The 22,468-nt window shown below is 55.5% G+C and carries 26 protein-coding genes and 1 pseudogene; 4 read left to right on the forward strand and 23 right to left on the reverse strand.

Annotated elements, in window-relative coordinates:
* Positions 1-159: 159 nt before the first annotated feature.
* From dprA to IQ254_RS19165, 5 genes are all read right to left on the reverse strand, one after another.
* The gene (gene dprA, locus IQ254_RS19145; RefSeq protein ID WP_193967764.1) at positions 160-1,296 is read right to left on the reverse strand and encodes a DNA-processing protein DprA; all 1,137 of its coding nucleotides are present in this window, start codon (positions 1,294-1,296) and stop codon (positions 160-162) included.
* 57 nt (positions 1,297-1,353) lie between these two features.
* Positions 1,354-1,632, reverse strand: a complete 279-nt coding sequence (locus IQ254_RS19150) for a hypothetical protein (RefSeq protein ID WP_193967765.1) — start codon at positions 1,630-1,632, stop codon at positions 1,354-1,356.
* Between the two features lie 45 nt (positions 1,633-1,677).
* Positions 1,678-3,213, reverse strand: a complete 1,536-nt coding sequence (locus tag IQ254_RS19155) for a bifunctional aminoglycoside phosphotransferase/ATP-binding protein (RefSeq protein WP_193967766.1) — start codon at positions 3,211-3,213, stop codon at positions 1,678-1,680.
* 115 nt (positions 3,214-3,328) lie between these two features.
* Complete coding sequence (locus IQ254_RS19160) at positions 3,329-3,949, reverse strand: 50S ribosomal protein L25/general stress protein Ctc (protein ID WP_193967767.1); 621 nt, start codon at positions 3,947-3,949, stop codon at positions 3,329-3,331.
* 48 nt (positions 3,950-3,997) lie between these two features.
* Positions 3,998-5,332 (reverse strand): adenylosuccinate synthase, encoded by a 1,335-nt coding sequence (locus IQ254_RS19165; protein WP_193967768.1) that lies wholly within the window; start codon positions 5,330-5,332, stop codon positions 3,998-4,000.
* Between the two features lie 320 nt (positions 5,333-5,652).
* On the opposite strand from IQ254_RS19165, the gene IQ254_RS19170 reads away from it, so the two are divergent.
* Entirely contained in the window at positions 5,653-6,711 is a 1,059-nt protein-coding gene (locus tag IQ254_RS19170) for an adenosine deaminase (protein WP_193967769.1), read from the forward strand.
* Positions 6,712-6,964: 253 nt separating this feature from the next.
* On the opposite strand, the gene IQ254_RS19175 is transcribed toward IQ254_RS19170, so the two are convergent.
* A complete protein-coding gene (locus tag IQ254_RS19175) occupies positions 6,965-7,741 on the reverse strand; it encodes a phosphoadenylyl-sulfate reductase (protein WP_228040880.1) in 777 nt (258 codons plus the stop codon).
* 366 nt (positions 7,742-8,107) lie between these two features.
* On the opposite strand from IQ254_RS19175, the gene puuE reads away from it, so the two are divergent.
* Positions 8,108-9,022, forward strand: a complete 915-nt coding sequence (gene puuE / locus IQ254_RS19180) for an allantoinase PuuE (RefSeq protein ID WP_193967770.1) — start codon at positions 8,108-8,110, stop codon at positions 9,020-9,022.
* A 49-nt stretch (positions 9,023-9,071) separates the two neighbouring features.
* Here the strand turns inward: puuE and gatC are convergent, their stop codons facing one another.
* From gatC to IQ254_RS19200, 4 genes are all read right to left on the reverse strand, one after another.
* Positions 9,072-9,359 (reverse strand): Asp-tRNA(Asn)/Glu-tRNA(Gln) amidotransferase subunit GatC, encoded by a 288-nt coding sequence (gene gatC, locus IQ254_RS19185; RefSeq protein ID WP_193967771.1) that lies wholly within the window; start codon positions 9,357-9,359, stop codon positions 9,072-9,074.
* Between the two features lie 88 nt (positions 9,360-9,447).
* Positions 9,448-9,969 (reverse strand): photosystem I assembly protein Ycf3, encoded by a 522-nt coding sequence (locus IQ254_RS19190; protein ID WP_193967772.1) that lies wholly within the window; start codon positions 9,967-9,969, stop codon positions 9,448-9,450.
* A gap of 160 nt (positions 9,970-10,129) precedes the next feature.
* Complete coding sequence (locus IQ254_RS19195) at positions 10,130-10,531, reverse strand: hypothetical protein (protein WP_193967773.1); 402 nt, start codon at positions 10,529-10,531, stop codon at positions 10,130-10,132.
* A gap of 164 nt (positions 10,532-10,695) precedes the next feature.
* Positions 10,696-11,487: an IS5 family transposase gene (locus IQ254_RS19200; protein WP_193967774.1), complete on the reverse strand. Its 792-nt coding sequence runs from the start codon at positions 11,485-11,487 to the stop codon at positions 10,696-10,698.
* A 129-nt stretch (positions 11,488-11,616) separates the two neighbouring features.
* Here IQ254_RS19200 and IQ254_RS19205 point away from each other — a divergent pair, with 129 nt between their 5' ends.
* On the forward strand, positions 11,617-11,916 hold the full coding sequence (locus IQ254_RS19205; RefSeq protein WP_193967775.1) for a hypothetical protein: 300 nt from the start codon (positions 11,617-11,619) through the stop codon (positions 11,914-11,916).
* Here the strand turns inward: IQ254_RS19205 and IQ254_RS19210 are convergent.
* The 7 genes from IQ254_RS19210 to IQ254_RS19240 form a co-directional block, all read right to left on the reverse strand.
* On the reverse strand, positions 11,913-12,833 hold the full coding sequence (locus IQ254_RS19210; protein WP_193967776.1) for an NAD(+) kinase: 921 nt from the start codon (positions 12,831-12,833) through the stop codon (positions 11,913-11,915). The genes IQ254_RS19205 and IQ254_RS19210 overlap by 4 nt on opposite strands.
* A 115-nt stretch (positions 12,834-12,948) precedes the next feature.
* Positions 12,949-13,254 (reverse strand): NADH-quinone oxidoreductase subunit NuoK, encoded by a 306-nt coding sequence (gene nuoK, locus IQ254_RS19215; RefSeq protein ID WP_193967777.1) that lies wholly within the window; start codon positions 13,252-13,254, stop codon positions 12,949-12,951.
* 83 nt (positions 13,255-13,337) lie between these two features.
* Positions 13,338-13,952 carry an NADH-quinone oxidoreductase subunit J gene (locus IQ254_RS19220; RefSeq protein WP_193967778.1) on the reverse strand — a complete coding sequence of 205 codons (615 nt, stop codon included), beginning with the start codon at positions 13,950-13,952 and terminating at the stop codon, positions 13,338-13,340.
* 84 nt (positions 13,953-14,036) lie between these two features.
* Positions 14,037-14,651 (reverse strand): NAD(P)H-quinone oxidoreductase subunit I, encoded by a 615-nt coding sequence (ndhI, locus tag IQ254_RS19225; protein WP_193967779.1) that lies wholly within the window; start codon positions 14,649-14,651, stop codon positions 14,037-14,039.
* A gap of 79 nt (positions 14,652-14,730) precedes the next feature.
* Entirely contained in the window at positions 14,731-15,849 is a 1,119-nt protein-coding gene (nuoH, locus tag IQ254_RS19230) for an NADH-quinone oxidoreductase subunit NuoH (protein ID WP_193967780.1), read from the reverse strand.
* 355 nt (positions 15,850-16,204) lie between these two features.
* A complete protein-coding gene (locus tag IQ254_RS19235) occupies positions 16,205-17,386 on the reverse strand; it encodes a citrate synthase (protein WP_193967781.1) in 1,182 nt (393 codons plus the stop codon).
* A gap of 224 nt (positions 17,387-17,610) precedes the next feature.
* A complete protein-coding gene (locus IQ254_RS19240; RefSeq protein WP_193967782.1) occupies positions 17,611-18,624 on the reverse strand; it encodes a Gfo/Idh/MocA family protein in 1,014 nt (337 codons plus the stop codon).
* Positions 18,625-18,745: 121 nt separating this feature from the next.
* Here IQ254_RS19240 and IQ254_RS19245 point away from each other — a divergent pair, with 121 nt between their 5' ends.
* Positions 18,746-19,780 (forward strand): YheT family hydrolase, encoded by a 1,035-nt coding sequence (locus IQ254_RS19245; RefSeq protein ID WP_193967783.1) that lies wholly within the window; start codon positions 18,746-18,748, stop codon positions 19,778-19,780.
* Between the two features lie 288 nt (positions 19,781-20,068).
* Here IQ254_RS19245 and IQ254_RS19250 read toward each other — a convergent pair whose 3' ends face one another.
* The 6 genes and pseudogenes from IQ254_RS19250 to IQ254_RS19275 form a co-directional block, all read right to left on the reverse strand.
* Positions 20,069-20,545 carry a DUF3368 domain-containing protein gene (locus IQ254_RS19250; RefSeq protein ID WP_193967784.1) on the reverse strand — a complete coding sequence of 159 codons (477 nt, stop codon included), beginning with the start codon at positions 20,543-20,545 and terminating at the stop codon, positions 20,069-20,071.
* Positions 20,542-20,820 carry a UPF0175 family protein gene (locus IQ254_RS19255; RefSeq protein ID WP_193967785.1) on the reverse strand — a complete coding sequence of 93 codons (279 nt, stop codon included), beginning with the start codon at positions 20,818-20,820 and terminating at the stop codon, positions 20,542-20,544. The genes IQ254_RS19250 and IQ254_RS19255 overlap by 4 nt, the downstream gene beginning before the upstream one ends.
* Before the next feature lie 111 nt (positions 20,821-20,931).
* Positions 20,932-21,207 (reverse strand): annotated as a pseudogene (locus IQ254_RS19260) (UPF0175 family protein).
* 189 nt (positions 21,208-21,396) lie between these two features.
* On the reverse strand, positions 21,397-21,588 hold the full coding sequence (locus IQ254_RS19265) for a hypothetical protein (RefSeq protein WP_193967786.1): 192 nt from the start codon (positions 21,586-21,588) through the stop codon (positions 21,397-21,399).
* Between the two features lie 2 nt (positions 21,589-21,590).
* Positions 21,591-22,064 (reverse strand): type II toxin-antitoxin system VapC family toxin, encoded by a 474-nt coding sequence (locus IQ254_RS19270; RefSeq protein WP_193967787.1) that lies wholly within the window; start codon positions 22,062-22,064, stop codon positions 21,591-21,593.
* Between the two features lie 132 nt (positions 22,065-22,196).
* The coding region (locus IQ254_RS19275) for an IS30 family transposase (RefSeq protein WP_193967788.1) at positions 22,197-22,468 on the reverse strand (272 nt) is incomplete at its 5' end.

A 22,468-nucleotide genomic window follows, 5' to 3' on the forward strand; every position in this document is an offset into this window, starting at 1 on the left:
ATATGCGCTCGGTCACGCGTCCGATAGGGAACTGTCTGAGCCTCCCGAAGTTCACTTAACGTGCGGTCTTCTTCCTCGGTCAAAATGATGCGTAATGGGGCGGGCATTTGAGGGCACTCTGGCTACCCTGCTATCTTACATTTAATCTCAACTGCCTACTTAGCCTCGTTGATAGCGCATGCCAGGCAGCTGGGTGACCAGACCCATGAGCTCTAGCTGCACCAGGGTCGCCAGCACCTCGCCAGTGGGTTGGTTTAGATCCTGCACCAGGCGATCGAGAGTGGCGGGCTCGTCGGTAACGGCGGCCAACACCTCGGCCATGGCGGGGGGCAGGGAAGGCGCTGGATTAGGAGCAGCGCGATCGCTCTTCCCGGTATCCCTTGGTTTTGCCATGGCGTCGTTGCCGATCTGGGGTAGCTGCCCCAGGGCTGTAATCAGCGTAGTATCGGTCAAGATCATCTGGGCTCCCTGGTTAATCAGCCCCAGGCAGCCAGCGCTGTTGGGGTTATCGAGGGAGCCTGGTACCGCGAACACATCGCGACCATAGTCGTTGGCCAGCTGGGCTGTAATCAATGCCCCAGAGCGAGCGGGGGCCTCAGCGACTACCACCACCCGACTGAGCCCGGCAATGATTCGGTTGCGACGGGGAAAGTGCCCCCGATCGGGCGGTGTACCGTTGGGATGCTCGCTGAGCAGGAGCCCGTCTTGGGCAATACGCTCCTGCAACTCACGGTTATCCCAGGGGTAGCTGCAGTCCACCCCGGTGCCGAGCACGGCGATCGTCAGCCCTTGGCTGTCTAGGGTGTGCTGATGGGCCCAGCGATCGATGCCTTTGGCCAGGCCAGACACGACGATCACGCCGTGGGCGGCGAGCTGCTGTGCCAGACGGCGGGTCCAGCGCTGACCATACTCCGAAGGGCTACGGGTACCCACTATGCCCACCGACGGGTGCTGCCCGAGAGCACTGATTAACTCGGTTCGACCGCGATAGAACAGCAGCGGTGGTGGGTCAGTAATTTCGTAGAGAAGCGCTGGGTACTCGGCGTCAGCCGGAGTCCAAAAATTAGGGTGCTGTTCTGTGTAGCTGACCAAACGTTCTAGCGGGTCAACGGTTTGGCGATACTCGACTAGGCTAGCCCCCCCACCCAAACCAATGCCTTCGACCTCAAGCAGGTCGGCCCCGTCGGCATGCCAGGCTTGAGCCATCGTGCCAAAGTGACTGTGCAGTCGCTTCAGCAAAATCGGGCCGAGCCCGTGGGCCTGGGCCCAGGCCAGCCAGTATGCTCGTTCTGTCATGGCAGGCGGAGATAGAAAAGCTACCGCTCAGTATGCCCGCCTCTGGTTCTGAAACCCCTATCGCCGGGCCCTAGGAACTCGCTGACGGCCATCGCGCCGGAAGAGATTTTTCAGGGGCAACTGCTTGCGGCTGAACTGACGTAGAGATGCTGGGATCTCAAGGGTGGTGGTCGGTTCGCCCCCGAGGGTGATCCACCAGGCGTTGATGGTGCCTCCCGCAAACCCAGCGATCGCCCCCAACAAAATGCTGGAGACAACCCCGTAGTCGAGGAGCAAAAACACAAATAAGAAGACCAACCAAATTTTCAGCGCGGGTGGAATGATCTTATCGACCACCAGTACATCCTCAATAGAACGCCAAACAAGAACGCCAAACAGCCTCTATGCCCCTAATATAGCGGCTATTTGCGGAGGCACTGCCTGGGTGGTGTCGATGCTGTGCACCAAAGCTTGCTCTGCCGGGGTAAAGGGCTCCATAGACTGCCGCTGGAGGATGGTTACGGTGGCATCGGCGATGTCACCAGCCCGATCGCGCACCCGCGCCTCCAGAACCTCGGTCGGCGCTGTACAGTGCAAGATTTGCAGCGATAGTCCTGCTTGCTGGGTGCGGTCAATGGCTTCTTGCCGAAACAACTGGCGATCGTACTTGGCATCGAGAATGACAGAGTACCCCGCCTGAGCCAGGGTAATGCCCAAGGCCAATAGGCGATCGTAGGTTTTGGCGCTCATTGCCGGGGTGTATAGACTGTCATCGCCCCGCTGGTCGAGGGGCCATCCAGCTAGGTGCTTCCGCACCGCATCACTCCGCAGGTGAATGGCGTTGAGTTGGGGGGCCAACTGTCGTGCCGTCGTCGATTTGCCCGACCCCGAAAGCCCTGCCATCAGATACAGGCTGCCGCGCTGGGGTTGGCACACCGACCAGGCCAGACGATAGTAGCCGGCGGCGGTGACCGTGGCAGCCCGCTTGGTCGCCTCATCCACGGACGGGTCGCCCAGTAAAAATGAAGTGACCTTAGCTCGCACATAGGCCTGGCGGCTAATGTACAGGGGCAACAGCTGTACCCCTTCCCAGTCGCCAGTGCGCTCCACATAGTGGTTGAGAAACACGGTGGCCAGATCGGCGCAGTTCTTAGATAGCAAATCCATCACCACAAATCCCACGTCGTACATCACATCGACGTAGCGAAAGGGCTCGTTAAACTCAATGCAGTCAAACAAGTAAAGCTGCCCCTGCCAGAGGCAGAGGTTATTCAAGTGCAGGTCGCCATGGCAGGCACGAATCCAGTTTTCGGCGATTCGCTGTTCAAAGAGATCGCCCTGGGAGGCAAAAAAAGCGTCGGTGTAGGCCTTAGTTTCGTCAAACTGCGCCTGGGTTTGGGGGCCACCGATATATCCCTCAGTCTGGGCGTAGTTTTCGTCAAAGGCCTGGCGAATCTGCTCTACCGTGCCAAAGGAGCGAATGTGGTCGTTGGTCTCGGCCTGGAGATGAAAATCAGCCACGGCTGCCGCCAACGCCTCCATCAGAGCTGGGGTGAGTTCGCCGCGCTGGTGCAGAGCACTGAGCAGGGTATCTTGAGGGAACTGCACCATCTTGACGGCGTACTCTACAGGATTATCGCCACCGAGGTGATAGGTATCTCCGGTTTGGGCGATCGCCACCACCTCCAGGTACAACGGCCCGGCCCCGCGCTGGTTGAGCCGCAGTTCTTCCTGGCAAAAGTGATGGCGTTGCTCCAGGGTGGAGTAGTCTAAAAACCCAAAGTTGACCGGCTTTTTCACTTTGTAGGCATAGTCGCCTGTCAGCAGCACGTAGGATACGTGGGTTTGCATCAGCCGAATGGGTTCTACCACCGCATGGGGATAGAACTCTGGTTGACACATCTGTTGAATTAGCTGGGGCAGCGCCGAGTCGGTCATAACCTAACCTGAAAAACCTGCTCAATACTATAGGAGGGCAGGGAACCTTGTCCCCCGCCCCCGCCGCTACCGCTCACTATTGATACTGAATGGTAAGTGTTGTGAGAAGTTGCCCCTACTGGGCGGCGGTGATGATGTCAGGGGTCGTATCTGATGCGCTTTCGCCATCACCCTCAGCCTTCCGCCCCTGCAGCACGGTGGCCACGGTTTGGGTCTGGTCGCCAGCAACGGTGGCCCCCTCTGGTAGTACCAAGTCAGCTACCGTCAGCGAATCACCGACCCCTAGCCCAGACACATCGACATCAATGGTTTCAGGGATGTCGATCGCTTTGCACTTGACGGTGACTTCGTTAATTTCGGTGTTGAGCACACCGCCGTCGTTTTTGACCCCAGTGGGTTCGCCCACGAAGTTGAGGGCTACCCCCACTTCCACGGCGTCTTGGGCCTTAACGGCAAAAAAGCTGAGGTGGTAGACCAGTTTTTTCCAGGGGTGAGCCTGCACTTCGCGGAGCAACGCTTTGCCGTTCCACGAAATCGCTGGAATCTTCAGATCGATCATGGTGTTGTTGACCGCCGCCTTGCGTAGCAGCATGTCAGCATCTTTTTGATCGACGGTCAGCGATACCGATTCAGTGCCCTGGTGGCCGTAGAGCACGACCGGCAACAAACCCTCACGGCGTAGGGCGTTGGGCTTAGCTTTTGCATCGCGCGGTTTACATTCAATAGTCAGTTCCATGGAAAAATCCCCCCGTTAGGAATAAAAAAAGACAAACTTTGCCGACGCCTAGGCTACTTTTGACTCGCCATTGCCGTAGAGTAGCGCCCGCTTTGGCCCGTGAATGGGGTCTTCGACGATAATGGTCTGGTCGCGGCTGGCTCCCAGCGAGACGATCGCAATCGGCACCTCCATCAACTCTGCCAAAAACTTGAGGTAGTCTAGGGCGGCTTGGGGCAGGTCAGCGAGGGAACGACAGTGGTCGGTGGGCTGCTTCCAGCCGGGCATGGTTTTGTAGATTGGCTGGCAACGGCTAAAGGCCTCGGCACTGGCCGGGAGCTCTTCGCAACGGCTGCCATCGAGCTCGTAGGCCACGCATACCTGGATCTCGTCCACATCGTCGAGCACGTCAAGCTTGGTGATAGCGAGACAATCAAGACCGTTGATGCGCACGGCATAGCGGCCAATGACGGCGTCAAACCAGCCGCAGCGGCGGCGGCGGCCAGTGGTGGTACCAAACTCAGCCCCGCGATCGCACAGCAGCTCACCAATGCCACAGTTTAGCTCAGTGGGGAAGGGCCCTTCCCCGACTCGGGTGGTGTAGGCCTTGGCTACGCCAATGACGCGATCGATCACCGTGGGGCCAATGCCGGTACCAATGCAGGCCCCCCCGGCTACTGGGTTAGACGAGGTGACGTAGGGATAGGTGCCGTGGTCGAGGTCGAGCAGGGTGCCCTGCGCACCTTCAAACAGCACGTTTTTGCGTTGGCGAATGGCCTGGTAAACGTGGAGCGAGCTGTCGATCACGTGGGGCCGCAGCCGCTCGGCATAGTCAATATATTCATCAATGACCACAGCGGGGTCGAGGGGCTCTAGGTCATAGAGCTTATCCAGGACGCCGTTCTTATATTGGATGGTCCACTCCAGCTGCTTGCGCAGGCGGGCGTAATCCATCAGATCGATGATCCGAATGCCGATGCGCTCGGACTTATCGGCGTAGGTCGGGCCAATGCCGCGCTTGGTGGTGCCAATCTTGTGGTTTCCCCGGCGCTCTTCCGACGCCTGGTCAATCAGACGGTGGTAGGGCATGGTGACGTGAGCCGCATTGGAAATAAATAGATTTTTGTAGGAGATGCCGAGCTCGTCTAGCTTGTCGAGCTCGCCAATCAAAGCCTTGGGGTCGATCACCGTGCCGCTGCCGATAACGCACTCGGTATCTGGGTAAAGAATGCCAGAGGGAATCAGATGCAGCTTAAACGTCTGATCTTTGACAACGACAGTATGACCCGCGTTAACTCCGCCCTGATAGCGCACAACCACGTCTGCTGAACGACTCAGCAAATCGGTAATTTTGCCTTTACCTTCGTCGCCCCACTGGGCCCCAATCACTACAACGTTTGCCAAGGGAATCTAGGCTCTAAAGTTCACACAAATTCCCATTATCACTAGGAAAATGTCATTGTGTCAACTTTATAAGCTCAACCACTTTAAATCTCTAAAGGCTGGAACACTTGCCCATCAAATGCACTTAACTTTATACCCAATTAGTGAAATATGAGATAAAACCTTAGGTACGGTGAATTTACATTTCTTTAAGCTTTCTTTAGGTTTTGCGATCGCGCCCACTGATTCCAGCGGCCTTGATTCCAGCGGCCTTGATTTTAGCGACAGTGAGCGCCCTGGGTCTACCTTTCTACAACTCTAAACATAAGGCGGAGGTTGCCATGAGTCTATATGCAGAACTACACCGCCACTTGGGCGGCTCGGTAGTACCCCGGGTGCTGTGGCGCTACTTTGAGCGCAATCGTCCCGATCTGTCGGGTCAGTTTGCCGACTATCTGGCGTTTGAGGAGTTTTACACCCGGCCCCGCAATACCCTGGCAGAATATCTGGAGCTACATACCCTGGTGGAGAGTGTACAAACCCACGAAGCACTGCCCTATTTCATCTATCGTCTGATTCGCGGTGCCTATATCTTTGAGAATTTGGCCTATCTAGAGCTGCGCTATACGCCCTACCTGCGGACCCCCGAGCATCTGTCGCAGACCCAACGCATTGAGGCGATGGCCGAGATTGTGGAAGTTGTGGGTCGAGCTAGCGTGCAGCCTGCGTACCCCATCGTGACCAAGCAGATTCTCTGTATGCACTCGAAACTGCCCGACGAGGTCAACCGGGCCATTGTAGAGCTGGCCGGGCAGTACCCCGAGTATGTGTGCGCCGTAGACGTTGCCGGGGGGGATGCCAAGTACGGCGATCGCATCGATGAGTTTACCCAGCTTTACCAACGGGCCCGAGACCTGGGCCTCAAGACCACGGGTCACGTCTACGAAACGGCTGAAGGCTGCCATCCCCAGCTGCTGCCCTACCTGATGCGCATTGGTCATGGCATTCAAATTCCGCTCCAGCACCCTGAGCTGCTGCGCGATGTGGCGGCGCGAGGCCAGTGTTTAGAGGTATGCCCCACCACTTATCTCAAAACAGGCACATTGCAAGATATTCACCAGCTCAAAGTGGTGTTTGATCGTTGCTTTGAGGCCGGAGTCGATATTGCTATCTGCACCGACAACGCCGGGCTGCACAATGTGCGGCTGCCCTTTGAGTACGAAAGTCTATTGACCCACGACGTGATCGGCTTTAGCGAGCTGCAAGTCTGCCAGGAAGCCGCCTTTCGCCATGCCTTCGCCTGGCCCCACCGTCAGCCCCCTGCCGTTCTGTTGACCGATGTGCTGCAAATGCCAAGCCCGGTACACTCCACAGATAGCGAGGTGCTGGCGCTGTCATAGATGATATGGCCAGGATGATATGGCCAGCTCGCTGCCCCAGTTTTTGCGGTTGCCGATTGTCTATGAGTGTTCCAACTAAATACCTATCCGGGGTCTCTCCGCGACCGGCCCACTGGGCCAAGTTCGCGTCCTGATCGGGATGTTTTTTTAGATGGAATACTCTTATAGCCCAACCACTGGGAACCCATTAGCATGTAAAAAGCTTTTGAGGCAGCGGGTGCGATCGCACCCGCTGCCTCCCATATACACCAGTCTACAGCGAGCTGGAGTCAAGGCTGGCCGCTTCTTCGGGCGACTGGGGCAGGTGCAACCCACACTCTTGCTTGAGCCCTTTGAAGCGAGTATCGCGTTCGTTAGTGTCACCAGCCGTAATCGGGCGGCTCGAATGCCAGTCGCCCACAGTGACGTAGCCCTTGTCAAACAGCGGATGATAGGGCAAATCATGGGCCGTTAGATATTGGTAAACATCCTTAGCGCTCCAATTGAGAATGGGCAGCAGTTTATAGCGATCGCCCTGCTGCCCAATGCGATCTAATAGTTTGCGGTGGTCAGTTTGATCAGACCGCAACCCTGTTAACCAGGCGGTCGCCTGTAGCTCAGACAGTGCCCTTTGCATCGGCTCAACCTTGCGAATCTGGTCGTAGCGGTTGAGGGCGGCCACATCGTTCTGTTCCCACAGGCGACCGTGCAGGGCCTCCATGCGGGCCGGGCTGAGGGGCGACTGATAGACCTTGAGGTTTAGGCCTAGACGGGCGGTCAATTCTTCGGCAAAGCGGTAGGTTTCAACGGGTAGGTAGCCGGTATCGACCCAAATAACCGGGATATCAGGCACCACCTGGGTGACTAGATGCAGCATCACCGCCGACTGAATGCCAAAACTGGTGCTTAAAACAAGACCCTGACCAAAGGTCTCGTGGCCCCACTGCACCAAACTGGTGGCGTCAACCTCTTCCCACTCCCGATTGATGACGTTCAGATCTAGAACGGGAGTGGCCTGCATCTTGCCCGGCAAGAGCGCGGCATCTGACATGGGTTTACTCCTTCCGTTCAACAGAGTTGTCGCACTGGTACCCCAGGGCTGGGGTGGTCGTAGGGGCAGCGAAGCGGCAGCAAAATTAGCAGAGCCTTCATCATATAGGGTTTGATGGAGCCCCTTAGCGCAACCCGATCAACGGGTCGTTGGTTTGCCTTAACTCTTCTTTGACATTAGCCTATGAGTCAATCATAGATCCGTGCTGGTAGACATTTTTGTGCGGATAAGCCGATTTTTTGCGCAAAATCAATTTTTTTCGGATCCAAATTTACGTTGCCATGGCAGAGCTTGGGTAGACCAGGGCGGCAATTTCCCTTAAGATGCGTCGTGGTCTTCGGTCGAACTCAAACCGGCTTACTGTCTATGGCTGCCAACTCCTCCTATCCCCGTGATCTGGTCGGTTATGGCCGCACCCCGCCCCATCCTCAATGGCCCGGCAATGCCAAAGTTGCCGTACAGTTTGTCATCAACTACGAGGAAGGGGGCGAAAACTGCATTCTCCACGGCGATGCCGCTTCAGAAGCGTTTTTGTCAGAAAGCGTAGGTGCAACCCCTCTACTCGGGGTGCGCAACATGAATATGGAGTCGATGTATGAGTATGGCAGCCGGGCCGGGTTTTGGCGGTTGCACCGACTGTTTACCGGGCGCGGTCTGCCGCTAACGGTGTATGCCGTGGCCATGGCCATGGCCCGCAACCCCGATGCCGTAGCCGCCATGAATGAGGCCGACTGGGAAATCGCCAGCCATGGCTACCGCTGGATTGACTACCAGTACTTTGGCCTGGATGCCGAGCGTGAGCATATTCGCCAGGCGGTGGAAATTCATACCCAGGTGGCGGGCCAGCGCCCTCTGGGCTTTTACCAGGGCCGCAACAGCCCCCACACCCGCGCCCTGGTGGTCGAAGAGGGGGGCTTTCTCTACGACGCCGACAGCTACGCCGACGACCTGCCCTACTGGACTACCGAGTATGGCAGCCCCCACCTGATCATCCCCTACACCCTCGACAACAACGATATGCGCTTTGCCACCTACGCCGGGTTTAACTCGGGGGATCAGTTTTTTGCCTACCTGCGTGATGCGTTTGATATGCTTTACGCCGAGGGTGACGAGGCCCCTAAGATGATGAGTGTGGGTCTCCACTGTCGCCTAGCGGGTAAGCCTGGCCGCACGGCTGCCTTGGCCCGGTTTTTAGACTATGTGCAAGGCCGCGATCGCGTCTGGATTTGCCGCCGCATCGACATCGCCCGCCACTGGCATGAGCACCATCAACCCGCTTGACGATCAGGCTGTTTGTCCAAAAATTATTCTTTGCCGAACTCACGTAGAGCTAGTCTTCCAAGATCTTCGGCACCTTGAAGAAGTCGTCTTCGCGATCGGGAGCGCAGTCGAGCATGACAGCGCGATCGCCGAATGATTTGAGGCTGTCGGTACGGGTAATATTTTGTAGCTCAATAGCGCGGGTGGTGGGCTCCACATCATCGGTGTTGAGCTCTTTGAGCTGCTCTACATAGTCGAGAATGCCGCTGAGCTGCCCAGTAAACTGCACTTCCTCCTCAGGCGAAAGCTCCAAGCGGGCCAGGAGAGCGACTTTGCGAACCTGTTCGAGATCAATCATGGGGAGTGCCTTGAGGAATGGAGCGGAGCAAAATCTGTGAGCACGACTGTTGGCGGTGGGCATGGCCCGACAACAAAGCAGCGAGGGGCTAGAAAAAGATATCGTTCTTCATCCGGCCCGTGTTCTTCATCCAGTTTTGGGCTTCGATGTAGTTGTTGGGGGCAATGGTGATTGCCTCTAGCCAGTAGCGGGCTGCCTCATCGAAGAGATTTTCGGCGGCTTCTTTATCGCCTGCGGCCTCGGCCTGTTCGCCCTTGTAGTGGTAAATCACCGCGATGTTGTTGAGGGCCTGACAGAGGCGCGGGTTGAGATCGAGCGCTTCTTGGTACTTCTCCAGGGCGATCTCGTGCTCGCCATTGCTGGCGTGGATCAAACCCATGTTGTAAAGAATGAAGCTCTTGTCGTAGGGCTCTTCTTCGAGGGTCAGGGCTTCGCGATAGTTTTCCATAGCCTCGGCATATTCCCCATCGGCTTGGGCCGACATGCCATCGCGGTAGTAGGCAAAGGCCTCTTTCTCGCTCTTTTTGGCTGGCATCATCTTCAAAATCATGTCGGCCATGACGGTGAAGGATTTGTCGATGAAGTTGTCGTTGCGTTGGGTTCTAGGCATGGGTGGCGACGCGCAAATGAGGGACTTAACGCTGGCCTCAGCTCCAGGGGGTTGTGACCCCCAAAAACCCCAGGGCTGAGGCTAGACTAAATGCATAGAATAAGCCTAGCAAACCCTGGGGCATTAATTGGCAGAGCACCTGGTGAGGGATAGAGATTAGTTACTCGATCACAAGGCGATCGCGCTCCTGCACCACATAGCCACCGTCGGGCCAGTTGAAGTACACCCGCACCTCGTAGATACCGGCGGGCAAGCCGCTGAAGCTGTGGCTACCGCTGCGCTGGCCGTCGGTATAAAACCACTCGCCGTAGGTGTCGTCGGGGGCGGTGGCCTCAACCACGGTGATCCAGTCTTGGGCATTGCCGGGTAGCCCAGCAAATTCGACCGTGATGGCGTCGCCTGGGGCATAGGTCGCCTGGGCGGGGGCGGCTACAACCGGCGAGCGCTGGGCTAGGTCTACCGGGGGCGTCTGGGCCTGAACCGGGTAGAACACGAGAGCTGGTGCAGACAATACCCCCAAAGCCGCCAAGGTCAGGGCGGAAAACCGAAAACGTTGCTGCATGGGCATAATTATCCTGGAGTAAGGCCATGGTTAGACACCCCTGGGTTCTAGTCCTGAAACCTGAGGCTCTACCAGCAGTAATCTCACCAGGGAGGGCTAAATCCCAGATTGAACTGGCTGGAGTTCGTTAAGAGGGTGTTTGAAAAGTCTGACGGGGTCAAAAATTATGCCAACCGCCTGACCATGATCCGGATCATGGCGAGGTAGATGAGGGTTTCTGAGGTTTCTGGCAACCGTTCGTAGTCTCGCGCCAAGCGTCGGCATCCCATTAGCCATCCGAAGGTACGCTCGACCACCCAGCGTTTCTTCAGCACAACAAACCCTTTGGTCTGCTGGGGGCGTAACACGACCTTGACGATCCAGCGACAGGTATCCATCACCCACATCATGAAGGCAGGGCCGTCAAACCCCCCATCCGCCCAAATCAGGTTTAGCCTGGCGATGGCCGCTCCCATTTCCTTCACCCGAGTGAGCACCTGCTGGCCGCCCTCTCGTTCGGGCACACTGGCGGCGGTGACGAGCACCCGCACCACTAAGCCCAGCGTATCGACGACCGCAAACCGTTTTCGGCCTTTAATCTTTTTGCCCCCGTCGTAGCCCACCGCCTCATCCACGAAAGCCGCACTTTTCACGCTTTGGCTATCAATCACAGCCTCTGAGGGTTGAGCACGACGGTCTTGCTCGATGCGTACCCATTCCCGAAGCTGATCATGAACCGTGATCCAGGTCTGATCCTGCCGCCAGTTGCGAAAATAGGTGTACACCGTTGGCCACGGCGGAAAGTCTCCGGGTAGCGCTCGCCATTGCACCCCCTCGACGAGTACATACATGATGGCGTTGAGAATCTCCCACAAATCCACGCTTCGGGGTCGTCCACCCGGTTTGGCCGCGGGCAGTAAATCACTCAGTAGCTCGTATTGGTCACGGGTTAAGTTGCTGGGGTAGTCTTTACTCATAGCCTCACTCCGGCGTTGCTGACATCTATCTGCAACCTACACGGAGTGAGCTTTTTTACTCAAGCTCTAACTTTTAAAACATCCTCTAAACCTTTACAAGCTGCCCTGATAAACTGCCCTGATAAACTAATGGACTTATCCCTACTTTTGGCGATCGCTCTTCTTGGGGCCCTCGTTTTCTGGCTCAACCGCCGGCAGACTGGCCGTAGACCCAGCCGTTATCGTCTCCATCCTCCCGATGCCGCTAAGGCCACAACGCGCCCTGTCAATGGCTCTACCCAGCGGGAGCTACTGCGCCTTGTGGGGGGCAACCGGGGTGTGGCCGAGCGATTAGTAGAACAGGTGCAGCTGCGCAACCCCAGCCACAGCGAGCAATGGTGCTGGGAAAAGGCTATTTACGACATCCAGCGCGATCGCCACAGTAATTAATTTCTGTGGTTGTTGGCGTAGCTAATGCGGGTACCCGCCCAGTTGAGCTTGGTGCGCAGCGTGCCGTAGTAGGAATGGTCTTGCCGCAGAATAATGAACTGGGCCATGGCGTCGGCCATGCGGACATCTACCCGCTGCCCAGGCCAGATCGCGGTACCCAGCACCCCATCGGTCCACAGTTTGGTGGTGAGGTCTGGGTCAGCCAGGGGCCACACGCTGACCACCGAGCCCGGTGGCAGCACGATGGGTCTGCTAGACAGACTCAGGGGGCAAATGGGGGTCACCACAACCGCATCCATGCCGGGATGAATAATGGGGCCCCCTGCGGCTACGGTATAGCCAGTTGACCCTGTGGGCGTGCTAATTAGCAGTCCATCTCCCTGATACTGGTCGACCACCTCGCCATCGATCTCCATTTCGAGCACGGAGGTGATCATGCGATCGGGAGAGGCCGGCTTAATCGACATCTCGTTAAGGGCCAGATACGGGTCGCTCACCGGGTCGAGATTAGTGCGGTGGCCCTCGTAGATGCGGGCCTGCAGCATCATGCGTCGCTGCACCGCAAAGCGATCGCTCAGCAGCCGCTTCCAGACCGCCTGGGTATCGTCCATTTCTTCGGAGCTTTCGGTTAAAAAGCCCAGATGACCGCCAATGTTGACCGCCAAAATGGGAATATTTTCTGCCGCCAGGTGGCGGGCTGCGGTCAGAGCCGTACCGTCGCCGCCAAAGACTATCGCCAGGTTAATGGGTTGACTAACCGAGGCTAAAAAAACAGGATAGGGGTTATCCTTAGGGCCGCTGGGGCCACGCAGCACCTTGCTACCCAATGCCTCTAGCTCCTGGGCGCACTTTCCAGCCCACTGCTGACTCAGCCGGTTACCAGCTTTATGGACAATGATCACTTGATCCAGTTGCACAGCAGCCTGCCAAACGCTAGGGGCACGTCACTCATCTCGGGCTGATGACCTCGGCAATCTCAGCGAGTGACCGAGAGACTACCCCTCTGGCACGAGACCAATCAGCTTAGCCAGACTACCACTTCAACAGGTTGAACTGCTCCATATCGACGGTGTCGCGGTTGCGGTAGATAGACAACACAATGGCCAAACCCACCGCCGCTTCGGCGGCGGCAATGCTAATCACAAACACCGCAAATACTTGGCCGTCAATACTGACCGGGTCGAGATAGTTGGAGAAGGCCATCAGGTTGAGATTCACAGCATTGAGCATCAGCTCAATGGACATCAATACCCGAATCACGTTGCGGCTGGTAACTAACCCATAAACGCCAATACAAAACAGAGCAGCAGCGGTCAACAAAAAGTACTCAAGTTGCATAGCCAAAGAAGAATGAATCTCAATCCCTAACAACAGTTGTGGTTTCGAAGTCTAGGTACTCGTTAACCAAGTTCAGAATTTTCTCAGTTGTCTTGTTCTGATGACGCCACCGATGAGACCAGCTCACGGGGGCGCTCAGGTAGCTGCAAGGCCTGGGACTCGGGTTCGCCAGCGGCCACATCGGGAATAAACTCGCGTCGAGCCAGCACGATCGCTCCAATGAGAGCGATTAGCAGCAGCACCGACGCCAGTTCAAAGGGCAGTAGATAGTCGGTAAAAAAGTGCTTGCCGATCTCAATAGTTGCCATATCCCCAGTGGGCACCTCCGTAGAAAGCGCCCAAGGGGTGTTTAGCGTCGAGGTTGCCAGCAGCGCAAATAGACCAATGCAGACACCACCCGTTGCTGTCTTACCAATCCAAGCCCGTTTTACAGGGGTAAAAGGCTGCTCCTTGTTTACTAGCATGATTCCAAACAGGATGAGCACACTGACGGCACCGACGTATACGAGTACCTGAGCGGCTGCCACAAACCCAGCATTGAGCAAAATGTATAGGCCCGACATGCTGGTAAAGACGCCACCGAGCAAAAATGCTGAGTAAACAATGTTATCGAGCAACACAACGCCCAGGGCACCCCCTAGCGTCATCGCGGTCAATATGCCAAAGGCAACGAGTTGTACCCCTTCTGCTAGCGTCACAATCCTGGACTCCTGATAAAAAACGTGCGATCGCGCCAGTGCTTTTAACTTAGGCGAATGTACCACGGAACTCTAGCCCGCAGATTAATCCTCGCCCTTGCCATTTGCCGAGGCCGTCGCCTCAGCCACCTCCAAAATCTCCTGCGGCAGCTGTCCGGCTCGACGGGCATTGGCTGGCAGATCGTGAGGATCCATCACCCCCTTGGGCAAGTAGGCTAACTCTCGCAGCGGCGTCACCATAGGATCTTGAGTGACCTTGTAGGGCAGGCGACCCAGGGCCACGCTGTCGTAGTTCAGCTCATGGCGGTCGTAGGCCGCGAGCTCGTACTCCTCAGTCATGGAGAGACAGTTGGTGGGGCAATACTCCACACAGTTGCCGCAAAAAATGCAGACCCCAAAGTCGATGCTGTAGTGCTTCAGATCTTTTTTCTTGGTGGCCTTATCAAATTCCCAATCCACCACAGGTAGGTTGATGGGGCAGACCCGCACGCACACCTCGCAGGCAATGCACTTGTCAAACTCGAAGTGAATACGGCCCCGAAACCGCTCAGAGGGAATCAGCTTCTCGTAGGGGTACTGCACCGTCACCGGACGACGGCTCATATGGTCGAAGGTCACAGACAGCCCCTGACCAATATATTTGGCCGCCTGCAAGCTTTCCTTAGCGTAGTCGCCGACTTGTTTGAGAAAACCCAGCATGGGGTGACCTCCAGAGGTTTACAGGATTAGACAGGGGTGTGCACGAGCCACCCCTACAGGGTAAGGCAGTAGGCCGCTGCTAGCCACCAAACGCCACTGGAAAAGTGAGCTTGAGGGCAGCGGTCAGCAGCAAGTTGACTAAAGACACGGGCAGCAAAAACTTCCAGCCAAAGTCAAGCAGCTGATCAATTCGAATGCGGGGCATCGTCCACCGCAGCAGCACCGCGATGAAAACCAGGGCATAGGCCTTGAACAGGGTCATCATAATGCCAACCGACGCGGTGATCACCTGCAGCCAAGGCGTTGTTTCACTAACTCCTATCAGGCTAGCTAGCCAGCTGACCGATAGGGGAAATTCCCAACCACCCAGGTAGAGGATAGAGACAATCAACGCAGAGAGCACCAGGTTGACGTAGGAGCCCACGTAGAAAAGGCCAAACTTCATGCCGGTGTATTCAGTCTGATAACCGGCTACCAGCTCTTCCTCAGCCTCAGGCAAGTCAAAGGGCAGGCGCTCACATTCTGCTAAGGCGGCAATCCAAAAGATCAGAAACCCAGCCGGCTGCCGCCATATATTCCAGCCCAAAATGCCGTAGCCTGACTGCTGGTTGACGATGTCAATCGTGCTCAGACTGTTAGACATCAGCACCACCGCTAACACCGCTAGCGCCATGGGGATTTCGTAGCTAATCGATTGGGCTGCGGCCCGCAACCCCCCCAGAAGCGAGTACTTGTTGTTAGACGAATAGCCCGACATCAGTAGGCCGACTGGAGCAATGCTAGACAGAGCAATCCAGAGGAAGATACCAACCCCGATGTCGGTAATCACCAGGTTTTGGCCAAAGGGCACAATCAGGTAAGACAAGAACACCGGAATGACAACGATCGCAGGCCCCAGCGTGAACAGTAGCGGGTCAGCCTTGGCAGGGGTAATGTCTTCTTTGAAGATGAGTTTAATGCCGTCAGCAGCGGCCTGTAGAGTGCCTAGCGGCCCGGCAAACTCGGGGCCGATCCGCTGTTGCGCCGCCGCCGAGATCTTACGCTCTAGCCACACCGTGACAAAAATGCTCACCGTAGCGCCAATGAGAATCACCACCATGGGGAGAGGGAGCCACAGGGCTTTAGCGGCCCCTACCGGCACCCCCAGGTCAACGAGGGTGTTGACGAAACTACCCTGTAGGTCAATTCCTTGATTCATGGGCCAGTCCTTAGCAACGGTACGATTAACTCTAGCGAGGAAGAAACAGTTTTTTAGATTCTACCGCTATCTTCCCCCATCCACCGGAGCGGTAGAGCCCGATTTCATAGGAATTGTTGGTGAGAGGTATTTAGAAAACAGATGGCGCTGCTGCTGGCCTCGCTGCTAATGACAGCTGGGCGGGCTGGTCTGGGGAGTGGCGACTACAGCAGCGATCTTGTTCTCCGAACCTAAATCCAAAATCTCCAAACAAAAGCCCCCCAGCGCAAGCACTAGAGGGGCAGGAGTTCCTGAAAATCGTCACTAAACCTATGATCTGCGCTGAAGAGGGCAGTGCCCAGAGGGGTCAGACCCATCAGGAGGGTAACGAAACCGAAAATCCTTGCTTATCCCAAATTTGGGGGCGGTTACTCAAGTCGACGTAGCGCTGATCGTGGGGGCCTGTGTAGATCTGGGTGGGCCTGAAGATGCGATTTTCGCCTAGCTGCTCCTTCCAGTGGGCCAGCCAGCCAGCTACCCGGGCGATCGCAAAAATCGGCGTAAACAGATCGGTCGGGATGCCCAGCTTGCGGTAAACCAGGCCCGAGTAAAAATCGACGTTGGCGTAAATACCCTTTGACCCTAGCTTTTCAGACACCACCTGCTCCATTTCTAGGGCGATCGCGTAATACTCATCCTGGCCAAATTTTTCAAATAGCTGCTCGGCTAACCCCTGCAAAATTGTCGCTCGGGGGTCTTTAACCTTGTAGACCCGGTGGCCAAAGCCCATGATTTTAGACTTTTCAGCAATGCAACGCTCCACATAGGGGCGTACATTCTCCACCGAACCAATTTCCTCCAGCATTTCAATGACTTCTTCATTGGCCCCGCCGTGGAGCGGTCCCGCCAGGGTACCCACCGCTGATGCTACTACCGCATAGGGATCGGTCAGCGTAGAGGCTGTCACCATGGCCGAAAAGGTCGAAGCATTGATAGTGTGCTCGGCATGAAGGGTCAGGCAGACGTCAAAAATGCGGGCGGCAAGGGGATCTGGCTCACGCTCGCTGAGCATATAGAGAAAGTTGGCGGCATAGTCGAGGTCATCGCGGGGCTGTACCGGGTCGTTCCCTTTGCGCATGAGCTGAAACGCCGCCACCATGGTGGGAATCTTCGCTAACAGTCGCACCACGGCCTGCTGGATGTAAATCGGATTATCCAACGCCCGCCGGGAGTAAAACAAGCCCAAGGCAGCCGCGCAAGCCTGCAGGGCATCCATGGGGTGGCCACTTTCAGGAAAGCATTTCATCATGTCGCGGATGCGGTACTTAAGGCGGCGATGATAGCGAATTTCGTGCTCGAAGGCCGCTAACTCGTCCTTAAACGGCAGCCCTCCCCAAATCAGCAGATACGACGTTTCGAGAAACGTACTGCGCTGGGCCAACTCCTCAATGGGAATGCCGCGATACTCCAGCACCCCTGCCTTGCCGTCTACAAAGCTAATACCCGACTGGGTGGCTGGTACACCCTCTAAACCGGGTTTGTACTCACATACGGTCATATGGTTATTGCTCCCGTTCGCTGCCCTATGATTCCAAGGGGACAAATGCCCCGCCGTCATCAAAGCTACCAAATCAATGCACTTAGCTTAGCCTGGTTGTCAACTCAGGCAGGGATTTGAGCCCCAACCCGTGCTCTGCGTTGGTCTCCTAGGACTGATACAAAATCCGATTTAGAAAACCCCGATTCACGATGATGAACCTCGTAGGGGCATAGGATACAGGCCTAGGGTGCCGTGAGGTCAACGACTTGCCCTAGGGTGGCCGATCGCTCAGCCGCCTTGGCCACGCGCAGCGTATACAGACTGGCCTCTGGCTGACAGTAGAGCGGCTGCCCAGTGAGCAAATGATCTATGACCTGGGTGGTGTCTTGAGCAAACAAGCCTCGCCGGGATCCCACTGCGATCGCATGGCAGCCCGTGGCCTTAGTCATGCGCCCTTGATCTCCGTCAAAGTAGAGTGCTCCGTTGCGACCCAACACCTCTAGCCGCCGAGTGGGTTCCCATAAAGCCTCGCCTTTGCCGTAGACCACCTCAGCGATCAGCCCACTGGCAAACGTCAGCTGGGCAGTACAGAGGCAAGTGGTGTAGTAGGTCATACCATCGGCACCTGGGGTGAGCCCGTCGTAGTAGTTTTGACAGTAGACCCGCGCTACCGAGCCAAACCCATCGATCAGTCGGTGCAGGCGGGAGAGCGCTCCCACCAGCGGGAACCCAAACAGCTCGGGGCAGTAAGTCCAGGTCCTGGGTGCGGGGTGTTTGGGGGCCAGGGTGCAGTAGCGAACATAGACTGGCGGCCCTACAGCATCCAGGTTTGCCTTGAGCGCGCGATGGGTGCCGCCCAATAGCTCGATATGCTCTACGTGCAGCAATCTCTGCTGTGTCCGGGCGAGGGCTAACAGCGATTGAGCCGTCTCAAGATGCAATGACAGGGGGTATTCCACCACCACATGGCAATGGGCATTTAGGGCTGCCGCCGCGACGGCGTCATGATCGCGGTTGATATGGCAAACAACGACAAGGTCTAGGTCGGGGTAGTCGATCAGGGCTGACCAGCCGTCTACCGCCGTCGCATCATACTGCTGGGCAAAGGCGGTGGCCTCAGCCATGGTGCGTCCGGCAACGGCGACTAGCTGAGCCTGGGGAATTGACCCCAGGGCCTCGGCCCGCAGCCGGGCCACAAACCCAGTGCCCACCAGGCCGACCCGCACGATCCCGCCCGCTAGTCTAGGGCCTACCATCAGTTGTGTTCCTCACGTTTTGGCACCGCTTATGCTAATTTATTTCCTCCAGAATATTCCCCTGGGGGATGGTGTGGCCGAGGTTTCTCTGGAATGCTAGAGGCAGTCTATGTGCAATGTCATGCCCTCTTTTACTCCGCCCTGGTTTTTGCAGAATGGCTTGGCCATGACCCTGTACACTGCTCTGGTCGCCAGCCAGAGCTGGCACCAAAGCCTCGACCTAATGCCCGTGGCTTATCGGGATCATGTCTTTAGAGGGCACGGTGATATCCCGATCTTTGGTCGTTGGGCGGTGCCGGATCGACCTCAGGGCACCATCATTGCCACCTACGGCATTACGGGTAGCCTGCAAGATCAGTGGCAGCTAGAGATTTTGGGGCGCAAAGCCTACCAACGGGGCTATGGCCTGATGATGTTTGACTGGCGCGCCCACGGCAAAACCGGGGAGCTGTCACCGACCTTGACCTCTGACGGCATCTACGAAGGGCATGACTATATGGCCCTGGCGACCCAGGCCAAGGCGTTGGGCTGTCCGCCACCCTATTGGTTCATGGGCTATTCTCTGAGCGGGCAGTTGGCTCTTTGGGGGGCAAAGGCAGCCATGGATGTGCCCGAGGGCCTGGTGGCAGGAGATATCGGCGGTATCGTGGTGATCTGCCCCAGCCTCGACTCGAATCGATCGCTGCGCTACCTCACTAACGATCCGCTGGGTAAGTATCTGGAACGCTCCATTGCCCAGGAACTCAAACGATTGGCCCAGCGTTTGCACCAGGCGCATCCCACCCATTTCGACCCGGCTGCGATCGCTCGCGCCAACAGCATTTGGGGCTTTGACCACGAGCTGGTGATTTCCCGCCTGGGGTTTGCCTCGGTAGAAGACTACTATGCCGCCAGCAGCCCGCTGCCGTTTATGGCTGACCTGACGATTCCAACCTTGATTCTCTACGCGGCGGATGATCCATTGTTTAGCCCCGAGATTATCCCCGACCTACAGAGCATCTGCGCGGCCAACCCCCATCTAGACCTGATGCTCACCGACTACGGTGGTCACGTGGGCTACTACAGCGGCAGCGCTGGTCAACGCCAGGCCGGGGATAGCGACCCCTGGTGGTCATGGAACCGAGCGCTGGACTGGGTAGATCGGCAGATGAGCTAGAGCGGTATGGTCAAGGCCGCCTCGGCTTGGAACTCTCACCGATGACCCCAATCTTTCGCGACACAACTGTCGCTATTGGGGAGCGATTCGCAAACCCAGCAGAAGAGTGAACGACCCAAGATCGTGGGAGGTTAACCGCTCAAATCATCGGTAGCAAACGATCTTGGACACAGAACCAACGAACCTTAACCGCCCGCTGTATTTGAATTGTTAGCCTGCTGAGGCTGTGAAGAATTGCCTCGCGATGCTAGCCAGCGCTCAAAAGACTGATGGATCTGCGATCGCACTCTAAAATTTTTCTCTATCTTCTAACAACTTCTGAATAATGCGACGGGATACGCGGAAGTTAGTTTTTTGGAGTCGAGTGATTGCGTCTGCCAACTCGATAAGCCCTTGACTGGCTGCATCATCTAGAATTCCAAGGGTGCCGATAATTGGAATTCCCCGATCACTAGCAACATTTCTTCCTAAGCGTTCATCGATAATCAGCAAGTCTGCTGGCAGGGTTTGAGCCAGGGTGATGGCGGCTTGTTCGCCAGGATCAAGAGAATTGAGGGTCGCATCAGTCACGGAAACAGCTCGAACGGCAAGCCAGGAAGGAGGATTGACGATCCATTGCCGCAGAGCAGGTGGTGCTAAAGAATCAAGCATTTCATCCCGAACCACGTCAGGAATGATGATTTGCTGAAACAATTGGGGGAGTAGATCAATTTGGCCAATCAGCAGCAAGTAATTGATCGGCGAAGTATCCGAAACGACGATCATGAGGCATTATCGGTTCGCTTTGCGCGAAGATGGCGGAGGGTTTCACGATCGCGCTCTAAGTCTGCCTCGTCATAGTGCAAATCGGCGTTGTGTTGCTTCAAAAAGCTATCTACTGCCCAGCGAGAGGGTAGACCTAGAATACGACCGACTTCAGCACTGGTGATTTTTTCGGTCTGGTAAGCTTGTATAGCTAGCGCCTCTAAGATTTCACGAGAAAGGTGATCTGGATCGAAGTATTGAAGCAATTCTTCAGGTAGATCAAGGGTGATTTGCATAGTCTGGACTCCGCTAAGGGGCACAATAAAATAGGGGTGACATGAATTTGTCTATCCAAGCCGAACGGCTTCTTGTCGTCCCAGGCGTTCGTCGATAAGCAGAAACAATGATCATACCCATCCGCGATCGCGCAGATGCTGAATATCTTGCTCAAAGTCTTCTACGTCGTAGTGAACACAGATACCGCGATTAGCCGAAGGCTATGCTTCGCAAACGCCTAGCAGCTTTTGAAAGTCCATAATTTCTATCCCAGCAATTTTGCTGGCGCGGCTGAGGGAAATCCGCTCTTGTTGAAACAGGGCAACTGCGATCTCTCGGAGCCAGTCGCTTTGGTTGAAGGTTCCGGTTTGGCTGAGACTATCGGGTAAGTTTAAGGTGATTTGCATTGGGTTGCCCTCATGGCCTTATCTCTAATTTTAAGGGCTTAGCTAGTAGGTTGAGTGAAACGCAGTGAAACCCAACAACAAGAATTGGGCTTGTTGGTTTCTGCTGGCGCGCCATCCAACCTACAGGAGATCTGCAATCGCACTGTTAACGTTCCCAACCAGCGGCGGCAGATAACCTCAAACTCAGCATCAGCGGCTTTCGTCCGTCCGCTGCGTTGGGGTTATTAGACCGTGCTTCCGCGACAAATTCACAACTTTTCTGCCACTCTCAGCTTGTTGCTTTTGCAAATCAGCAAAAAGTGCTTTTAAGTTATGGTTGAATGACCGTGAATACTCTTCGCGAATTTGGTGAATTTCTTCTACAATTGCATCTTGATACATAATTAATCTCCGAGCAGCTCATAGGGTGTACAAAGAATCGGCAACTCATATCCAGAATCAAGGCTAATCTCTGCTAATTTTCTTTGGATTTGGGCATTAGCTATATGCTTGCAGTTCCATGTGAGCAGATAATCCATTCCATGAATTGTTGCGGCTGCGATATGAACAGCGTCAACATCAGCTTTTGCAGGAAGACTACTACGTTCCAGAAATTGCTCCGCTAGATCAAGGACAGACTGATTCAGTTCGAGTAGTTCAAAATCACGAATAATTTCGAGCCGCTGGGTTGCAATTTGAGTGTCACCTTGAGAAGTTTCCTTTACGACTGCTTGAGACGTATAAAGTAGAAAACTACTGCGACGCGTGTCCCACCACTCTCTGGTTATCTCAATGTTGGCAGCCACAACAAGGTCTCTGCTGGGTCGAGCAATGAGGTAGCCTAAGATACTTGTTTCAATGTAGACAGCTTCACTCATGCAAGAAGTAGGCGGCAACTTCCTCTATTTTAACCCACACCGTTGCTCGTCCGCTTCAGGGATTGACCTAGACTCAGTACAAAGGGAATTAGCAGCGATATCAGCCAAAGATAATAACCTAGTTCCGCCAATTCAAATCTGAAGTGCATCAGCGTCTGATTTATCTGAATAGAATAGTTCAAATGGCGTTTTATAGTCAAGCGATTTTCTTGGTCTTTTGTTAATCAACATGACGGCTCTTTCTAATGTCTCCGGTTTGACGATTTTGAAATTTGTCTGCTTTGGAAAAAACTGTCTTAATAATCCATTCGTATGTTCATTGAGACCTCGCTCCCAGGAATGATAAGGATTAGCAAAGTAACACAATAGCTCCAACTCCTTGCTCAACTCTGCATGATTACTAA

It is taken from the genome of Nodosilinea sp. LEGE 07088, from assembly GCF_015207395.1.
Taxonomy (GTDB): domain Bacteria; phylum Cyanobacteriota; class Cyanobacteriia; order Phormidesmidales; family Phormidesmidaceae; genus Nodosilinea.